Raw genomic sequence first — 17,443 nt, 5'->3', positions numbered from 1 at the left:
ACTCAGATCATATAGCCAGTTGAAAATAAAACTGTCATAAGCTCAAACGCGATACTGGTATAAATTTTCCTTGCTGGCTGCGTTCCCAGAGGCTGCACAAAATTCATCCCAGTAACGCTGCAACACTTTCAAATTAAATCTACTATATAAGAGTAATATAAAAAATCCTAAGCCTATAACGTCAATTTAAGTAGTCTTTTATTTAACACAGCAAACTTAAAATAATCTCACTTATAATCCTTTTACAGTATAGCCAAAGCTTGCTTAAATATTCAGGCACAAAAAAAGGTTTTTAGACATAAATCTAAAAACCTTTTTTATGGTTTAGCTATAAGAACGATACTGGTTTGCTATTAGTCACCAAACACTAGTGTCGCTTTTTTAGGTGCGTTGTAAGAGGCAGCAGCCCATAGCAAGCTTAATACAATCACCGAGCTAATAAAAATAGTCAAAGATGAGGTAAATGCACCTGAATTGGTATAGCCCATAGACATCATATCGCCTGTATGGGTCATCTCCATAGCTGCCATACCTGTATAATGCATACCGCAAACTGCGATACCCATAATGAATGCGCTACCAAAACGTTGTAAGTTTCCGCGTAAGTTAAACGCCAACCATAGTGCAGCGATAGCAGCGACAATAGCAATGACAATTGAAGCGATCAGCAGCGTTATATTGTATGACATAGTGGCTTCCATCTGCATCGAAGCCATACCAGTATAATGCATGGCTGCAACACCAAGACCTGTTAGCGTCCCACCGCCTAATAACTTAGCAATACTTGGCGTACCGCGACCTACAATGACAATTCCGATGGCAACGAACACAACCGCAAGTATCATAGAGGCAATCGTCATGCCTACATCATAAGTCACTGGCATCTGCATATCGACTGCCATCATACCGATATAATGCATTGACCAAATCGCACCGCCAATGGCGATAGCAGATAAAGCTACCCAAAAGTATAAATCTGCGCCAGGCTTTGCAGCAGGAACACGGATAGCAAGGTTTAAGCCGACATAAGAACCAAATACTGCAATCGCGTATGAGACAAACACCAAAAGCATGTCATATTGAACTTCAATCATTTTTTTATCCTTCATATGTAATAAAAGTTGAGCATAAGACCATGCTGGTTTGGTTGAACCGAGGTGCTTAATACGTCTACTATTCTTTGTTTATAGGGGCTAAACTAACTATGAGCGCCTATTTTATCTAATGTTAAACTCACAAGTATTGTTACCTCCAGCTCCACAGCTGGTCTCCTCAACACTTGCTTTACCTACTGCAGGATTGGCCGTTAAAAAGCCTTCTATGTAACCTACTACAAAGTCACAACTTGAATGATTGCTATTTGACGAACCACAAAACGGACATCTAATTAAAGTAATCATGTTTTCATTGGCTTTAACTTTGGCAAAACTTTTCAACGCTGGAACCAGCTCTCGACTGATGGCAACAGTCTTTTTTAGGGGGCTACCAAGCGCATAATCGCGTTGATAAATACCGCCGCCAACCTTACGACCCAGTTCCTGTAACGCAGTAGCGCGCTTACCATCTGTCAAACTGTCTGCATACTTTTTGACCACATCAACTATATTGGGATACTGAGCACCGATAGTCGCCAAAACATCTTTTTCATCCATCGCTTTTTTGGTTGGTGCTTCCGTTTCTTCGTCAGATATTTCTAAATTGAAGAGCGTGCAGCCTGCGATAGAGGATAAGTCATCAACCAGATCAGCTTGTGTTTTTGATCCTTGACTTCTAGCGACCACATGAATAATATTTCCACCGTTTTCTGATGGTTCTTGTTTTTGCGATACTAGTTGATAACCTGCTTTAATAAGAGGCGAGATTACGTTAACTAGGCGAATGCGTTCAGACGACGTTTCTAATGCACAAGAAAATTTCAAAGACCACTCCTTTTTTTGTAAATATAGCTAGATTTTTTAGCACCAAGCTATTTAGACAAAGTTCATAGTCAAAATAAATGGCATATACAGTTTATAGTAGAATTGTTTAATTTATAATTTTTATTAAAATTACAGTATGATTGTTATAAAAGCATAGCTGCATTTAGTTAAACCATTTAACTTTATAGCTGTAATAAATAATCGCTTTGCGGTTGTTACAGTCCAAATTTACGACCTTTAACTATAGAAAACTAAAATATTTCTATAAATGTAATAAATTCAATAATTTAATATAAGTAAACCCAGTTATAAATACTAAACTATTGATTAAACAGTTGTATTTATTAATCTTTATTTATAAGAAGATAAAAAGAACGGACAGCGGTTTTTACTCTTTCAAATAAAACTATATTACCTACTGCGCTTTAATATTAGTTAAATATCGTAGTACCTGTTCTATAGAAGGATTTTTCAATATTATTACTTAAGGAATAATTACTAGCAAGCATTAGCACAATATTGTCCGATAAAGGGAGTTATCTTCCGATAAATGACATTTGACTAATAAACAAGCTGAATTTAAATAAAAATTGATTCAAATTTTTATTTAAATTCGTTTATACGAATACAATTAATAAGCATCTAATTAATCAATATTTTTACTCGTATCTTATCTTTACTTTTTTTTGTAAAGTGTATAAATCCTGCACTTTACAATGACATTTCAGTTATCATCTGCCCTAATTGTCACACTATAAAATTAAAAGCTTAAAGGAACCTCAATGTCATCTCAGCAGAAGCATACAACCATCGCCCTACCTCGCGGTACACTCAGTTTGACCTACCAAACCAAAGGGGTGACAAGTAATAATGACTTGGAACAAAACGACCATTATCAGTTAGAAGATTTACTTGGATTTGCGCAGCGTATCAATCCAAAGCGTGCATTTTTGTTTGTATCAAAAGTCTTGGGTCGTCATATTCCAGTTGCGCCTACTACCATGCGCCAAGCGTTTACTGATTTGGCAAACTCAATTCCTAGTGACTTGCCTGAGCCAATTTTAGTCATTGGAATGGCAGAAACTGCCGTTGGTTTATCTGCTGGTGTTCATCAAGCGCTACAAACGCGCTATCCAAATGCCTTTCTGCTAAACTCTACTCGTCATGCCCAGCATGCAGATGGTGACGAAAACGCCCTCTTAACCACCTTTAGCGAAGATCATAGTCATGCCAGTCAGCATCTGATCTATAAAAGCGCTGATAAAGCCATACAAGCAAAGCTACTTGCCAGCAGAACACTTGTCATGGTCGATGACGAAGCGTCGACAGGCAATACTTGCATCAATGTCGTGACAGCTTTACGCAACTCAGGACTCACAGAGCTAGAACAAGTACATCTCACCACATTGGTTGATTGGTCTCTAAATCTAAACCAGACTGTGACTGACGCGGACGAGCCAGTCTCTGATCAGGTATCAGCATGTCTACCTAATATCGACTTTCAACGCCATCATTTGTTGTCTGGTACTTGGAGATGGACAGATGCGCCAAACCCTAAAGCAATTATCATGCCATCGGTTGATACCACTGATGCTGGTAGCCAGCCATTAGGCAATACTGGTAACTGGGGACGCTTACCAACACTCGATAGTACAGATGGGTTCGCTGACTATTTATTGAAGTTTCAAAAGGCATTTGCTCAGTTTAGCGGTCAGCTACAGTTTGAACAAAAACAGTTGCCTGAGCGGATTTTGGTTTTGGGCAGTAATGAATTTGTTTGGTTGCCGTTTTTATTGGCGGAATGGCTTGAAAAAGAGACACAAATACAAAGCTCTGAAACAGTACCAACCGTCAAATTTAGTGCATTAACACGCTCACCCATTGCGCCTGGTGGTGCGATTAGTACAATGATGAGTTTTGACGACAATTATGGGCTGGGCATGACCAACTTTGTCTATAACGTTGAGCCAAAAGATTGGGACTTGATTGTACTGTGTGTGGAGACACCTGCTGATAGTGTCGATAGAATGTGGCAAAGTTTGGATAATGTGTTGGTGGTGAGTCCTACGTTTTAGACTACTCTCCAAGCTATGCTCTGACTAGGTTATGCTCTGATTTTTACACTCATCATTTACGGACACTTTTATGACTATCCCGTTTTTTAAGACCAACCCTGACATCATCAAACCTTATACACTTATGGATTTGGACGATACGCTGTTTCAAACTCAGCGTAAAATTGATGCGTGGGGTTTATCCACTTCTGAAACCAAAAATCTAGTATGTGCCACGGTCAATAAACAAGGCGCACCATTGAGCTTTATGAGTCAGCGGCAAACAGCCTTTTTAAATTGGCTGCTTGTGAGCACTGACTTAATAGTCGTCACTGCACGCGACCGTTATGAAATCACGCGCGTTAAACTGCCTTTTAACAGTTGGCAAGTCTTAACCCACGGTGCGATTATTTTGACTTCTGATGGTGAGCTATTAAGTACGTGGCAGCAGTATATGTATAACGAGCTTGCACCCTTACAGGATAAGCTGAACCAATTGAGCCAATTATTTGCAAACCATAGTAAAAACGATAACAGTCAGCTAGTATTTACTCCGCATATCGATAGTTTTAATAATGGTTCTGTTAATGAAGAGCTGACCATTTATTTGGCGATTAAACATGCGCAAAAAGACCATCAAGCATTGATAGAATTAGCCAAGAAGCTGCCTACATTGATACGTGATTTTGAGCAGGACTTTTATGTGCACGTAAACGCTAATAATCTTGCCATACTGCCGCATGCAGTGCACAAGCGCCATGCCGTACAGTTTTTATTAGACCATCATTTAGACAGTCAACGGCCAAGTTTTGGTTTTGGTGATAGCTTAGCCGATTTGCCGTTTTTACAACTATTGGATTGGTACGGTATGCCCAATCATGGTCAACTGCACGACAATATTAATTCTCAGTAATTATAACAATAACAGCCTATACGAGAAAAAAACCTTCTATGACCAACCCCAATATTCAACAACTAAAAAAATACAGCTCAGGCAGTTATCTTGCCAGTGATGTGACGGTACTACTTGATATCGTCGATAAAGAGACGGTGGCCGATGTGCCAGTCAGCCAAAAAGAAGCACTTATTCAAAGTGGTCAGCGTCACTATTCAGACATGCTGACTTTAGAGCAAGCACCGTCCGCCATGCATGAGCAGCTATACGCACAAGCCCTAGATCAAGGCACAAATAGATGCGCGACTGATATTGCTCATTTGGCCCATACGCTACATCATACTTTTCAGCATACTGTTCATGATGAGTGTCCGCTGGTACTGGTCAGCTTGGTACGGGCAGGTTTGCCGATTGGGGTGTTATTGCAGCGAGCCTTAACAGATGCCGCTAGCAGTTATTCTTTGCCCAGTGTGCATTATGGCGTCAGCATCATTCGTGATCGCGGTCTTGATCCAGTCGCACTACAGATGATATTGGAGGCTTATCCAAACAGTCCCATCGTATTTGTCGATGGCTGGACGGGTAAAGGCGCGATTTATCAAGAACTAGCACGCAGTTTAGAAGCCTTTAGTGACCCCAATCATCCATATTTTGCCAGTATTTATCATCAAGGCGCTGGTATCATTCCTTTATTAACACTTGCTGATCCAGCAGGAGTCGCTTGGCTGGCAGCCAGTACTGATGACTGGCTAATCCCATCAGGACTGCTAAACAGTACCGTCTCAGGACTGATATCTCGTAGTCTGTATACCGAGCCGCAATCAGGGCTACATCGCAGCGTGTTTTATGATAATTTGGTAGAGGCAGACCATAGCCTAAAATTTATCGAGCAAATCGATAACGCGCGGCGAACACTGACGATAGCAGAGCAATGTTTGCCGACGTTTATGCAGCCCCGATATCAGACTGCCAAGCTGATAGATAAAATCGCAGCGGACTACGACATTACCAACCGTAATCGCATTAAACCGACGATTGCAGAAGCCACAAGAGCCATATTACGCCGCGACCCTGAGCGTATCTTGTTAGCAACTGCTGAGCACCCTGACACAGTGCTATTACGTCATTTATGTAGCAATCGTAATATTGCTATCAGTGTTTTAGGTGCTAAAATACTGCCCTATCAAGCCATCACTCTTATTAAGCAGCGTGGCAAAGACGATTAGCGCATTGTAATACTCCACTCTTTGTCACTTTTTATAATTTCTCATTTATCCTTATTTATGATGCCAACTATGTCAGATACGCCAAACAACGAAACAAGCATTTATAGCCACACACAATCTTATGAACACCTGATCACTGAGCGTCATGCTATGATCAAGCCGCACACTTATCATCCCTATCAGCTTGGCGCAAGCCTTTATATGCCTGCTACCCGTCAAGACATTTGGCAAGTCATTAAGCGTGATAAATTACCGACGATTAATAGCATTATTATTTGTTTAGAAGATGCCGTTAGCCATAGCGATGTCGAGCTGGCACTTGAGCGCTTGCAGGCACTACTTCATACGTGGGCGATGCACGTCGATAGCATCAATATGCCCTCAGGACAGGCAAATATTCAGACGCAGCCAACGCGGCCGCTAGTCTTTGTACGCCCACGTAATCCGATGATACTACAACAACTTACAGATTTTGCTCATATTAACCTCGTTGATGGTTTTGTGATGCCCAAAGTCGATATGTATAGCTTGTCGAATTGGCGTATGGCCTGTCAAAATGTCAGTACGGATCAGTTATTGATGCCAACCTTGGAGACTGCCGCCTTATTCAATCCGCATCATAATCAAGAGTTGGCGATTGGTTTTAAAGAAGCTTTTAACCAGCCCGTCTATGCCTTACGCATTGGTGGCAACGACTTGTTTGCCGCGCTGCGTTTGCGTCGTCCAAAGAATAGTGTCGTCTACGATACTCCGATTGGTACGCTCGCTTATCAACTGCTTGGCTGCTTTGTACCGCATGGTTTTTATCTTAGCGCGCCCGTGTTTGAGTATTTAGATCAACCAACGCTGTTTATGCAAGAGCTGACACGCGATGTCAGCTTGGGCTTAGTCGGTAAAACCGTCATTCATCCAAGCCAAATTGCTTTGGTACAGCAAGCTTATTGCGTGCCGCTTAGCATGTTAGATGAGGCTCAAGCGATACTCCATAGTGAAGCTAAAGCAGTATTTAAATATAACAATACGATGTTAGAGCCTGCAACACATCGCGCTTGGGCGCATGAAGTTGTGAATCGTGCAGAAGTGTTTGGTACTATTAATGATGGCAATAGTGACTACAAACCACGTTTGTAAAATTGATGATTTATACGATACATTAACCTAAAAAAACCGCTGCCTTAACTGGGTAGCGGTTTTTATCAATTAGACTTTATGTACTACACGCAGCACTCTAAAAACTTACTCATTACGGTATTTACTTGCTCAGGTTCTTCTACAGTCGCTGTATGACCAGCTCGCTTGATGACTGCAAGCTTAGAGCTTTTAATGGCAAAGTGCATGCGCTCAGACTTTGAATAAGGGGTCGCGGCGTCTTCATCACCGACTACGATCAGTGTTGGCGCGGTGATACTTCTCAGATGCTCATAGGTTCCGTTACGTTCGATAACGCCCATTGTCGCCTTAGTCACCCCAACCTTATGATTGCCTTGAATCTGCGCCAGCCACTCTTTGCATTCAGATTTGCGCGATTTGTCTGCCAAAAAACTACTGCCAAACATAATAGGCATTACTTTTTTACTAACGCGCTTCATCCCTAACCATCGGATCGCAGTAATGAGTTTACGGTACTGCGGGACATTTTTGGGATCTTCAGGATCAGATGACGTCTCAAGTAGTATCAAAGAGGACAAAAGTTCTGGACGGTTTATAGCGATTCGTTGCCCAATAAACCCACCCATAGACAAACCTACAAAATGACAACTATCGATATCAAGAGCGTCTAATAGCGCGATGGTATCATCAGTTAAAGAGTCCATATCATAACCAGATTTGGTAATCTGCGACTGTCCTTGTCCGCGAAAATCAAAAGCAATACAGCGATAATCTTCTTTAAAATGAGCGACCTGCTTATCATACATCCGCGTACTCCACAGCAGACCATGAGCGAACACCATGACCGGTTTATCTTGATCATTGGGCGCACTGTCCTCGTAATAAATATTGGCATTGTTGATTTGTATATATGGCATAGAAGCGTCCTTGTCTGATGTAGTCAATTAACTATAGTTGTTTATAAGCAAAAAGCGATTGGCTTGTTTGTGAGTATTTTTATATACAGGTTTTTATGCTTTAGCATAAGACACAAACCCTCTGTCGCCTAGTAGGGTTTTTCGTAATGAATGTAAGCAAATTTAAATAAATACATTGTCTTTATCAAGTAACGAGACTGACCCCTGATTCATAATCTTCTATATATTATTTATATTACTGTGGCTCTAGCGCTCACAGAACCTGCTTTTATAATCATAGCAAGCTGCTATAGTAATCGGCACTGGTAGTCCGAGCTTCAATATTATCATTCCTTTTTATTTACTAATAACAGGTTTAAACAACTATATAAGACAAGGAAATCCAACATGTCCCAACCTCTCGTTGAGTATCAAAGCGAAAACCATATCGCCACCATCACCATGAACAGCCCAAAGACCTTAAATGCTTTTAGTACGGCAATGAAAATAGCCATCATGGAAGCCCTCGATAAAGCGGATAACGATGCAGAAGTGCGGGTGATTGTGTTACAAGGTGCTGGTAACAACTTTTCGAGTGGCGGTGATATTGGTGAGATGCTAGAAGGTGGATTGGATTCTGAAGTATTAGCAGGCAAGCTTGATTATATGCTAAAAGAGATAGCTGAGGTTAGCTTAAAGCTGCGTCACATTCACAAGCCTATTATCGCAAAATTAGAAGGCGCGGTTGCAGGCGCTGCCATGAACTTGGCACTCACTTGTGATTTTCGAGTGGCAAGTGAGAATGCGAAATTTGTACAAGCCTTTGTTAATATCGGCTTGATTCCAGATGCAGGCGGTACTTACCTACTCAATCAGATGATCGGTGCAGCGAAAACCACTGAATTAATCATGCTGGGTGACAAAGTTAAAGCAGAAGATATGGCTCGTCTAAATTTGGTCAATAATGTGGTCAGCAGTGAGGAATTAGATGCTGCTGTATACACTTTAGCCACTCGCCTAAGCAGCTTACCTGGGAAAGCCTTGGCGTCTATGAAGCATATGATTAATGTACATGCTTTTTCTGGACTCAATGAAGCGCTTGATATGGAAGTTGAACAACAAAATATGATGGCAGTCACTGATGACTTTGTCGAGGGCGTTACGGCATTTATGGAAAAGCGCAAGCCAGTTTATAAAGGCAAATAACACCTCTTTATATTTGCATACGTTACTCAAAAAGCTGCCAATAATAGGCAGCTTTTTTTTGAGCACAGTCTATAAACAATAAGCAGTACTTTGATATATTAGTGTCGGTTAAGAAGCAGAGGCTGGCTTATGCTGGTTTGGGAAGGTAAATATCTTGTCAAAAATCAAGGTAAAAACGAAAGTGTAAACTAAGAAGAAAAGCAGTAATGCTACCTCCATCATAAAGGCTTCTAGCAAACCAACGTCGTACCAAATCATATAAATCGGTAGGCAAACCAACACCAAGCCGCCTTCAAAACCAAAGGCATGAATGCTGCGTATCAGTAATGTACGCTTTGCCACCTGCTGGCGACGCTCCCATGCTTCAAAAGCGGTGTTATATATAAAGTTCCAAATCACAGCGGCCAATGACACCATCACCGCAACTGGCAAAGACTCTGCCGCGTTGCTGCCGCTAAGCTTCATCAATACATAAGTGGACGAGATAATAGCGATAATTTCAAAGACCGTCACATATAAGAGGCGACGTTTGAGGGGGGATAAGGTAATCAACCAAGACTCCAAAGCACGTAAGGTGCATAATCAAAGTATCGGTCCGTCCCGAGATAAAAAATAAAAAAGTGCAGAGCCACGGTTTCCGCCTGCCCTTATATTATACAGAAGATGGCATAAAAAATCAGCTGGTGCCGCCCACAGTAAAACCACGCACGATTTTGGTTCTCAACTTTTACTATGAGTAAAACTTACGTTGCTAGATATCTCTCAAAGGAATGCTTTTATTCCACTAAACCAATCATTAACTTCATCAAAGACATTCAAATCTTGTAAAAGCTCTACGGTCATCAGCTTAGCACCTTCGTCTGCAAACTTACTTTTTATTTTTGATTTTCCGTGATTAAGTATTTCTGTGCCTCGTCTTTGTGACAAATCAGTTAGAAATTCATTTAAGTTTTTTGGTACATTATGAGTCACCCATTCTTCTTTCCAATTATTGTTGTCTACGAAATAATCTTCATCAATATTATAAATACTTTTAATTAAAGATGGATGTACGTAGTTTTCAATCTCTACCATGCGCGTTAAGCAACCGAAAGACCCGTCTGTCCGTTCATTTACAATATCTATAGCATCTTGATATTTTGCAACATCATTATCATATATATGTATTTGAGGTAAGGTCAACTTGTCTAAGTATGATTTATTAACCCATTCAAGAAGAGTGTTACCACCTAAAGGAATTACCAATATCCTACAATCATTTTCTAGATCAATATCAAATAAGTTACTTATATTATAAAAAAACTTAACATCGTTGATGCCTTCTAAACATAGAATAACTTTGATTCTACTCAAATCATTAGAAGAAGAAATTGTAGGCATAATACCTAAAGTAGCGCACACCTCATCTAGACTAGTATTATGTCCTTGACTAATATCATGTACTCTATTTTCTTTTTTTATGAATCTTATATATTCATAATTTATTGTACTTGCGAGCGCTGGGCTATGAGTAGTTATCAATATCTGCGCACTATTGTTCTCACTTAAATCTAACAAAGATTGAATTAGCATGAGTTGCCAATTAGGATGTAGCGCTGTTTCTGGTTCTTCAATAGCATATATAATTGGCTTTCTACTTTCATTCGCCCTTTCCGCCTCTGCTCTAAAGTAGTTTAAAAGTAACAATCTTCTAAAACCACTTCCACGCTTATTAATTGGTACCTCATCATCGCCTATAAAAGTAAAAGAGAACAGTGAATCCCAATTTTTTTGACTGAGATTAGGTTTTAATGACTCTGCTAAGCTAGGATCCATTTCTTGCATTTTATTGACTGTATCTTGTGCAACCTGAGTTACTAAGTTTTCAATTCTGTTAATAACCCTCTCTAAATCATCTTGTACTTCGCTTATGGCTAGTTTTGTGATTGCTTTTAATGGATCTTGAACCTCTTTATCTGAGTCTTTATTAGCTCTATCTGATTGAAATAAAAAGAATAAGGGGATATCTTTTTGTAGGTTAATCCATACCTTTTTCGCATCCTCTTTGTTTAATTCTATTAAGGTTGTCTTTAAATCAATACTATTCAGTTTGTTATAGCTTTCGTATAGAGCTAACCTCATAGTTGAATTAGTATTCTGCTTTATATTATCAGGTAAATCATCGCCGAATATAGCAGCTACTTTTGACTTAAGATCAGAATTTTTCAAAGTAATGAGAGGCTCATTGAATCCTTTAGGATAGTTAGCTCTTATAAAAATTCTTTCTGACGCTTTTGTTATAGATTTCTTGCTACAATCCCATCTTTTAACTACGTTTAAAAAACCATATTCATCCAACAAATACTCTTTATCTAGGAAAGTTGGTATGGTATCTATTCTCAGCTCAAAGCTTTGTAATTTGAACGATACACCTATTTCTATGTAGTCTTTATCGCTAAACTTACATAAATCCTCAGTATCAATTTTGACTGTACTATTATTAAAAAATATTTCGAGTGCCTCCAGAACAGTAGACTTTCCGACATCATTCCTCCCTACTATTACGTTAAACTTTTCATCAAGCATGACCTCAACGTTTTCAAACCCCCTAAAATTTTCGATTTGCAACTTTACTATCTTCATGATCAAGGCCTATTATTTTTCTACAAAATATAAGCAGACTATACACTATGATATTGGTGGAATAAAGTTTACTTTCAAGTCAGGTTAAATTATACAAAAAAACCCCGCATCATGACGATACGGGGGTTTTTTGTTTTACATATAATTTTTTAGTATAAAGCTTCTAATTTTAAAAGCTTATATACGCAAGATTAGGTCAACTGAGCGACATTAATCTTATCCGCTTCTTCGGTGTACTCTTCCATACGATCAAAGTTCATGTATTGATAGACTTCATCGCCCATACTGTTGAGCATGCCAGCATACTGCTGGTATTCGTCGTTGGTTGGCAGCTTACCCAGTACCGCCGCTACCGCTGCAAGCTCTGCTGACGCGAGATAAACGTTTGCGCCCTGACCGAGACGGTTCGGGAAGTTACGAGTAGAGGTCGATACCGCAGTAGATTTCGGTGCGATACGCGCTTGGTTACCCATACATAGTGAACAACCTGGCATTTCAGTACGAGCGCCAGCTTGTGCATAGACGTTATAGTAACCCTCTTCCATCAACTGGCGTGCATCCATCTTGGTTGGTGGTGCGATCCATAGACGCGTCTTGAGGCTACCTGCTGGTACATCTTGTAGCAGTTTACCAGCGGCGCGGAAGTGACCGATGTTGGTCATACATGAACCGATAAATACTTCATCAATGGTATCGCCTGCGACGTCAGCCAAAGTCTTAGCATCGTCTGGATCGTTCGGGCAGCATAGGATAGGCTCTTTGATCTCGCTCATATCGATAGTCATATCGATAGTATATTCAGCGTCTTCGTCAGCACGCATCAGGCTTGGGTTGGCAAGCCAGTCTTGCATCTGCTCGATACGGCGGCTGATGGTACGGGCATCGCCATAGCCTTCAGAGATCATCCATTTTAGAAGGGTAATGTTTGAGTTTAAGTACTCAGTTACCGACTCTTCAGATAGCGTGATGGTACAACCCGCCGCACTACGCTCAGCTGAGGCATCAGATAGCTCAAACGCTTGCTCAGCCGTTAGGTCTTCTAGACCTTCGATCTCAAGGATACGACCGTTGAACTCGTTAATTTTGCCTTTTTTGTCGACCGTCAAATAACCTTCTTTGATCGCTTGATAAGGGATGGCATGGACGAGGTCACGTAACGTGATACCAGGCTGACGCTCACCGACGAAGCGGACGCGGACAGATTCAGGCATATCAAGTGGCATAACACCAGTCGCGGCGGCAAATGCAACCAAACCAGAACCGGCTGGGAACGAGATACCCATTGGGAAACGTGTATGCGAGTCACCACCAGTACCAACGGTATCTGGAAGGAGCATACGGTTCAGCCATGAGTGAATGATACCGTCACCTGGGCGTAAGCTAACACCGCCACGGTTCATGATAAAATCAGGTAGTGTGTGCTGAGTCTCAACGTCAACTGGCTTTGGATAAGCGGCGGTATGACAGAATGACTGCATCACGAGATCCGCTTGGAAACCCAGGCAAGCCAAGTCTTTTAGCTCATCACGGGTCATCGGACCAGTGGTATCCTGACTACCAACAGTCGTCATTTTTGGCTCACAGTACATACCCGGACGTACGCCTTCTAGACCACAAGCTTTACCAACCATTTTTTGTGCAAGGGTAAAGCCTTTACCAGTATCGGCTGGCTCTTCAGGCTTAGCAAAGACATCTGAATGACCTAGACCCATGTACTCACGCGCACGATTGGTCAGACCACGACCAACGATCAATGGAATACGGCCACCAGCACGCACTTCGTCAAGCAGTGTTGGCGAGTTTAGTTTAAATTCAGAGATAACTTCATCTGAGTCGTGCTTGGTGATTTTGCCATCATGGGGATAGATGTCGAACACATCGCCCATATTTAGGTTATCGACCGCTACTTTCTCAATTGGCAATGCGCCAGAATCTTCCATAGTGTTAAAGAAGATAGGAGCGATGTTGTTACCAAGTACCAGACCGCCGCCGCGTTTGTTTGGCACATTCGGGATATCTTCGCCCATTAGCCATAGTACGGAGTTGGTCGCAGACTTACGGCTAGAACCTGTACCGACGACGTCACCAACGTACGCAAGTGGGTGGCCTTTTTCTTTGAGTTCTTCGATTTGCTTCATCGGACCAACAACGCCCTCTTCATCAGCAGTAATACCGTCGCGAGAGTTTTTATGCATGGCTAATGAATGAAGTGGAATATCAGGACGGCTCCACGCGTCTTGCGCAGGAGATAGATCGTCAGTGTTGGTCTCGCCTGTGACTTTAAAGGTCGTATAAGTTGATTTCTTTGGTACCTCGGCGCGGTTCAAGAACCACTCAGCATCAGCCCAAGACTGTATGACTTCTTTGGCAATATCGTTGCCGGCTTCAGCTTTTTCAGTCACGTCATTGAACGCGTCAAATACGAGCAAAGTCTTTTTTAACGCTTCAGCAGCGTCTTGTGCAACATCGGCGTCATCTAGTGCGGCAACCAATGGCTGTACGTTATAGCCACCTTGCATGGTGCCTAAGATTTCAACCGCTTTTTTCTTATTGATAAGTGGTGAGCTCGCCTCGCCTTTAACGATAGCCGCCAAAAATGCAGCTTTGACGTAAGCCGCTTGGTCAACGCCAGCAGGGATACGGTTTTCTAGCAGGTTCATTAAGAAATCATCTTCGCCTGCTGGTGGATTTTTTAACAGCTCAACCAACTCTGCTACTTGTTTTTCATTTAGTGGTAGCGGTACAGTTCCTAGCTTGGCACGTTCTTCGACATGTTTACGATAAGCTTCTAACACAATAGTCGTCCTCGTTAGTTGGGAATTAACACAATACGTGGGTAGTCAGTATGACTGCCTGCGTCTATGTACTTTATAAAATAATTTCGGTGCAATCATAGCTTAAAATGCTCTTAATGTTAATGGCTATGGCTTTAAAAGGTACAGAATAAAGCCATATTGGACATTTATTATAAAAATAGTACTATCAATTGTATGATTAACTACCCTCTCATGACCCTAAAAAATAGGCGCCTATTTTTAGCGTTATAGTTGGGTATATAAATGGGCGATAGTCAATACTAAACAAAATAGACACACTGTATGAATACGCTAGACTGACTTGAAAAAACCATTTTTATTCATAAATAAGAACCGTACAAAAGAAAAGATCTATAGGGAATAATGACATTAAAAACAATAGGAAGGAGCTTAAAATGACAGAAAATGTCGATTATCAAAATGGTCTACAAGTGCGCACTGAAGTAATGGGTGAAGCACACGTTAAGCGCTCGCTTGATAGCGCGACTGGCTTTACTCAGCCGTTACAAGACTGGATCATTGAACACGCTTGGGGCAGCACATGGCAAGATGACTCAGTACTACCGCGCAAATATCGCTCCTTAATTACCATTGCTTTTTTGATCGCGCAAAAAAGCCCGACCGAGCTCAAAGGCCATATTCGCGGTGCCATTAATAATGGTGCTAGTGTCGCTGAGATTCGAGAAGTATTGATGCATAGCTTGCCATACTGCGGTGCACCTGCCACTCAAGAAGCGTTTCGCGCTGCCATAGAAATCCTGAATGAGTTGGATATTGATATAGATATTTAAAACTATGGTAGTCAAACAATTCATAGTAGTCTTAAGAATATTCACTAAAAATTAAACCCTAAATTTCTGCTATAATACCGACACTCATCAAACATTATGTTCATTCCATAAACCCTTATAGTATAAAGGGTTAAGAGATAACTCCATTATGACAACTGCCGTACAAACACACGTACCTGCTGCCAAGGTCAAACCCAAAAAAGCCATTCAAGGCGAAAAATTGCGTGGCTACGACAAAGTTGCGCGTATCCCAATTAAGGTCATCCCGACCGTCGAGGCCAAGAAAAAGCCAGATTGGATTCGGGTTAAGATGTCGTCGCCTGCTGAAGTCGCGCGTATCAAAGCCACCTTGCGCGAGCAAAAGCTCTATACCGTCTGCGAAGAGGCGGCCTGCCCTAACCTGCCACAGTGCTTCGCCGATGGGACAGCGACCTTTATGATTATGGGTGACATCTGTACCCGCCGCTGTCCGTTCTGTGATGTGGGCCATGGTCGTCCTAATGCGCTAGATGCAGACGAACCGCGTCACACTGCTGAGACCATTCAAGGCTTGGGTCTTAAATATGCGGTCATTACCTCTGTCGATCGTGACGATCTAAAAGACGGCGGTGCTGGGCATTTTGTAGAAGTATTAAATGAATCACGTGCCCTTAGCCCGAACTGCTTGATTGAGATATTGGTACCCGACTTCCGTGGTCGTATGGAGATTGCGTTAGACTTATTGACTGAAACACCGCCAGACGTCTTTAACCACAATATCGAAACCGTGCCACGTCTGTATAAAGCGTTCCGTCCAGGTTCTGACTATCAGCATTCACTAGATTTGCTTAAACTGTATAAAGAGCGTCGTCCTGATATCGCGACTAAGTGCGGCTTTATGGTTGGCCTCGGTGAGACTGAAGAAGAAATCTATGCGCTGCTCGACGATCTAAAAGCACATGATGTCGATATGATTACCATCGGTCAGTATCTACAGCCGAGTAAAAACCATGCGCCTGTCGATCGCTACGTACATCCAGACGAGTTTCAGCGCTATATGGACTACGGCAAAAAGATTGGCTTCTTTAGCATTTGGGCAGGCCCAATGGTACGCTCAAGCTACTTTGCCGATCGTCAATACTATGGCGAAGATTGCCCGGCGCCCATCCGCAGCAAAAAAGCACTAGAGGCTGAAGGTAAGCTTGGTTGTTAGTATTCGATTGATTAAGCCAGTTATTTATAGAAAAAGGAGACTCGCAAAGGTCTCCTTTTTTATTGTGCTCTACTCAAAGCGACTACATTAGTACGTTAAGATAGTGCTATATTTCGAAATAATAAAAACCCCTACCCTATTTAAGGACTGATCAATGAGCAGCGAATTTACCCCACAAGAAGGCTCTTGCTCCTGTTATAGCAATACTTATACGGTCAACAATAAGCCTATTGGTCGCTTTATTTGCCACTGTACTATTTGTCAAGAATACACGGGACAAGCTTATAATGATGTGACGGTTTTACTTAAGTCAGATGTCAGCGAATTAGATATCAAAAAAACGCATTTTCAGCGCTGGAAAATGCCGCCAAACATTAACCGTGGACTTTGTAAATATTGTCATAAACCAAGTATAGAGATGGCGTTGGGTGGCAATCTCATATTAGTACCGACAACAAACTACCCTGACATAGCTGCATTACCTGAACCGACTATGCATCTATTTTATAATCGCCGCGTTGCAGATATGGACGATGATTTACCCAAGTCCAATGGCTTTGCACAAAGTCAGGCAATGATCGTTAAAGCGCTTGCCCAGGGTATGTTTGAAAGAGTGGCAAGTCGTTAGTTAGTGTCTGTGTTTAGGATCTAGGTTTAGAACTCAAATTCAGATCCTAGAAATCATCACTAAAAACAGTCAGCTGATAATATAAAAA

General features: G+C 41.5%; 14 protein-coding genes. 8 read left to right on the top strand and 6 right to left on the bottom strand.

All coding sequences use genetic code 11. From position 1 onward, the window contains the following. Positions 1-353 precede the first annotated feature (353 nt). On the bottom strand, positions 354-1,094 hold the full coding sequence (locus BTV98_RS02450) for an MHYT domain-containing protein (protein ID WP_178379342.1): 741 nt from the start codon (positions 1,092-1,094) through the stop codon (positions 354-356). 123 nt (positions 1,095-1,217) lie between these two features. Beyond that, positions 1,218-1,919, bottom strand: coding sequence for a 4-vinyl reductase (locus tag BTV98_RS02445; RefSeq protein ID WP_075102821.1), 702 nt, complete (start codon positions 1,917-1,919; stop codon positions 1,218-1,220). Between the two features lie 782 nt (positions 1,920-2,701). On the opposite strand from BTV98_RS02445, the gene BTV98_RS02440 reads away from it, so the two are divergent. The 4 genes from BTV98_RS02440 (at position 2,702) to BTV98_RS02425 (ending at position 7,225) form a co-directional block, all read left to right on the top strand. Then, complete coding sequence (locus tag BTV98_RS02440; RefSeq protein WP_058368468.1) at positions 2,702-3,994, top strand: phosphoribosyltransferase domain-containing protein; 1,293 nt, start codon at positions 2,702-2,704, stop codon at positions 3,992-3,994. Between the two features lie 70 nt (positions 3,995-4,064). Then, positions 4,065-4,886, top strand: a complete 822-nt coding sequence (locus BTV98_RS02435) for an HAD hydrolase family protein (protein WP_058368467.1) — start codon at positions 4,065-4,067, stop codon at positions 4,884-4,886. Between the two features lie 38 nt (positions 4,887-4,924). Then, the gene (locus BTV98_RS02430; protein WP_058368466.1) at positions 4,925-6,094 is read left to right on the top strand and encodes a cysteine protease StiP domain-containing protein; all 1,170 of its coding nucleotides are present in this window, start codon (positions 4,925-4,927) and stop codon (positions 6,092-6,094) included. 69 nt (positions 6,095-6,163) lie between these two features. Then, complete coding sequence (locus BTV98_RS02425) at positions 6,164-7,225, top strand: HpcH/HpaI aldolase/citrate lyase family protein (protein WP_083606062.1); 1,062 nt, start codon at positions 6,164-6,166, stop codon at positions 7,223-7,225. Positions 7,226-7,308: 83 nt separating this feature from the next. Here the strand turns inward: BTV98_RS02425 and BTV98_RS02420 are convergent, their stop codons facing one another. Next, positions 7,309-8,121 (bottom strand): alpha/beta fold hydrolase, encoded by an 813-nt coding sequence (locus BTV98_RS02420; protein WP_058368465.1) that lies wholly within the window; start codon positions 8,119-8,121, stop codon positions 7,309-7,311. 387 nt (positions 8,122-8,508) lie between these two features. On the opposite strand from BTV98_RS02420, the gene BTV98_RS02415 reads away from it, so the two are divergent. Continuing rightward, entirely contained in the window at positions 8,509-9,306 is a 798-nt protein-coding gene (locus BTV98_RS02415; protein ID WP_058368464.1) for an enoyl-CoA hydratase/isomerase family protein, read from the top strand. A 108-nt stretch (positions 9,307-9,414) separates the two neighbouring features. Here BTV98_RS02415 and BTV98_RS02410 read toward each other — a convergent pair whose 3' ends face one another. The 3 genes from BTV98_RS02410 to acnB form a co-directional block, all read right to left on the bottom strand. After that, on the bottom strand, positions 9,415-9,858 hold the full coding sequence (locus BTV98_RS02410; protein WP_178379341.1) for a PACE efflux transporter: 444 nt from the start codon (positions 9,856-9,858) through the stop codon (positions 9,415-9,417). 210 nt (positions 9,859-10,068) lie between these two features. Beyond that, positions 10,069-11,928 (bottom strand): ATP-binding protein, encoded by a 1,860-nt coding sequence (locus BTV98_RS02405; protein ID WP_058368463.1) that lies wholly within the window; start codon positions 11,926-11,928, stop codon positions 10,069-10,071. Between the two features lie 191 nt (positions 11,929-12,119). Beyond that, on the bottom strand, positions 12,120-14,723 hold the full coding sequence (gene acnB, locus BTV98_RS02400) for a bifunctional aconitate hydratase 2/2-methylisocitrate dehydratase (protein ID WP_058368462.1): 2,604 nt from the start codon (positions 14,721-14,723) through the stop codon (positions 12,120-12,122). A 416-nt stretch (positions 14,724-15,139) separates the two neighbouring features. On the opposite strand from acnB, the gene BTV98_RS02395 reads away from it, so the two are divergent. The 3 genes from BTV98_RS02395 (at position 15,140) to BTV98_RS02385 (ending at position 17,355) form a co-directional block, all read left to right on the top strand. Beyond that, complete coding sequence (locus BTV98_RS02395) at positions 15,140-15,535, top strand: carboxymuconolactone decarboxylase family protein (protein WP_075102820.1); 396 nt, start codon at positions 15,140-15,142, stop codon at positions 15,533-15,535. A 148-nt stretch (positions 15,536-15,683) separates the two neighbouring features. Beyond that, on the top strand, positions 15,684-16,727 hold the full coding sequence (gene lipA / locus BTV98_RS02390; RefSeq protein WP_058369886.1) for a lipoyl synthase: 1,044 nt from the start codon (positions 15,684-15,686) through the stop codon (positions 16,725-16,727). A 154-nt stretch (positions 16,728-16,881) separates the two neighbouring features. Further along, positions 16,882-17,355, top strand: coding sequence for a GFA family protein (locus tag BTV98_RS02385; protein WP_058369885.1), 474 nt, complete (start codon positions 16,882-16,884; stop codon positions 17,353-17,355). Positions 17,356-17,443: the final 88 nt, after the last annotated feature.

Origin of the sequence: Psychrobacter sp. Cmf 22.2 (genome assembly GCF_001921745.1) — a bacterium.
GTDB lineage: Bacteria > Pseudomonadota > Gammaproteobacteria > Pseudomonadales > Moraxellaceae > Psychrobacter.
The sequence above is the reverse complement of the archived record's forward strand: the minus strand, read 5'-3'. Positions and strand labels throughout refer to the sequence as shown.

Excerpts from the sequence above, each read along its gene's own strand:
- BTV98_RS02450 (WP_178379342.1), bottom strand. The coding sequence starts at position 1,094 with ATGATTGAAGTTCAATATGACATGCTTTTGGTGTTTGTCTCATACGCG.
- BTV98_RS02440 (WP_058368468.1), top strand. The coding sequence starts at position 2,702 with ATGTCATCTCAGCAGAAGCATACAACCATCGCCCTACCTCGCGGTACA.
- BTV98_RS02435 (WP_058368467.1), top strand. The coding sequence starts at position 4,065 with ATGACTATCCCGTTTTTTAAGACCAACCCTGACATCATCAAACCTTAT.
- BTV98_RS02430 (WP_058368466.1), top strand. The coding sequence starts at position 4,925 with ATGACCAACCCCAATATTCAACAACTAAAAAAATACAGCTCAGGCAGT.
- BTV98_RS02425 (WP_083606062.1), top strand. The coding sequence starts at position 6,164 with ATGTCAGATACGCCAAACAACGAAACAAGCATTTATAGCCACACACAA.
- BTV98_RS02420 (WP_058368465.1), bottom strand. The coding sequence starts at position 8,121 with ATGCCATATATACAAATCAACAATGCCAATATTTATTACGAGGACAGT.
- BTV98_RS02415 (WP_058368464.1), top strand. The coding sequence starts at position 8,509 with ATGTCCCAACCTCTCGTTGAGTATCAAAGCGAAAACCATATCGCCACC.
- BTV98_RS02405 (WP_058368463.1), bottom strand. The coding sequence starts at position 11,928 with ATGAAGATAGTAAAGTTGCAAATCGAAAATTTTAGGGGGTTTGAAAAC.
- BTV98_RS02395 (WP_075102820.1), top strand. The coding sequence starts at position 15,140 with ATGACAGAAAATGTCGATTATCAAAATGGTCTACAAGTGCGCACTGAA.
- lipA (WP_058369886.1), top strand. The coding sequence starts at position 15,684 with ATGACAACTGCCGTACAAACACACGTACCTGCTGCCAAGGTCAAACCC.
- BTV98_RS02385 (WP_058369885.1), top strand. The coding sequence starts at position 16,882 with ATGAGCAGCGAATTTACCCCACAAGAAGGCTCTTGCTCCTGTTATAGC.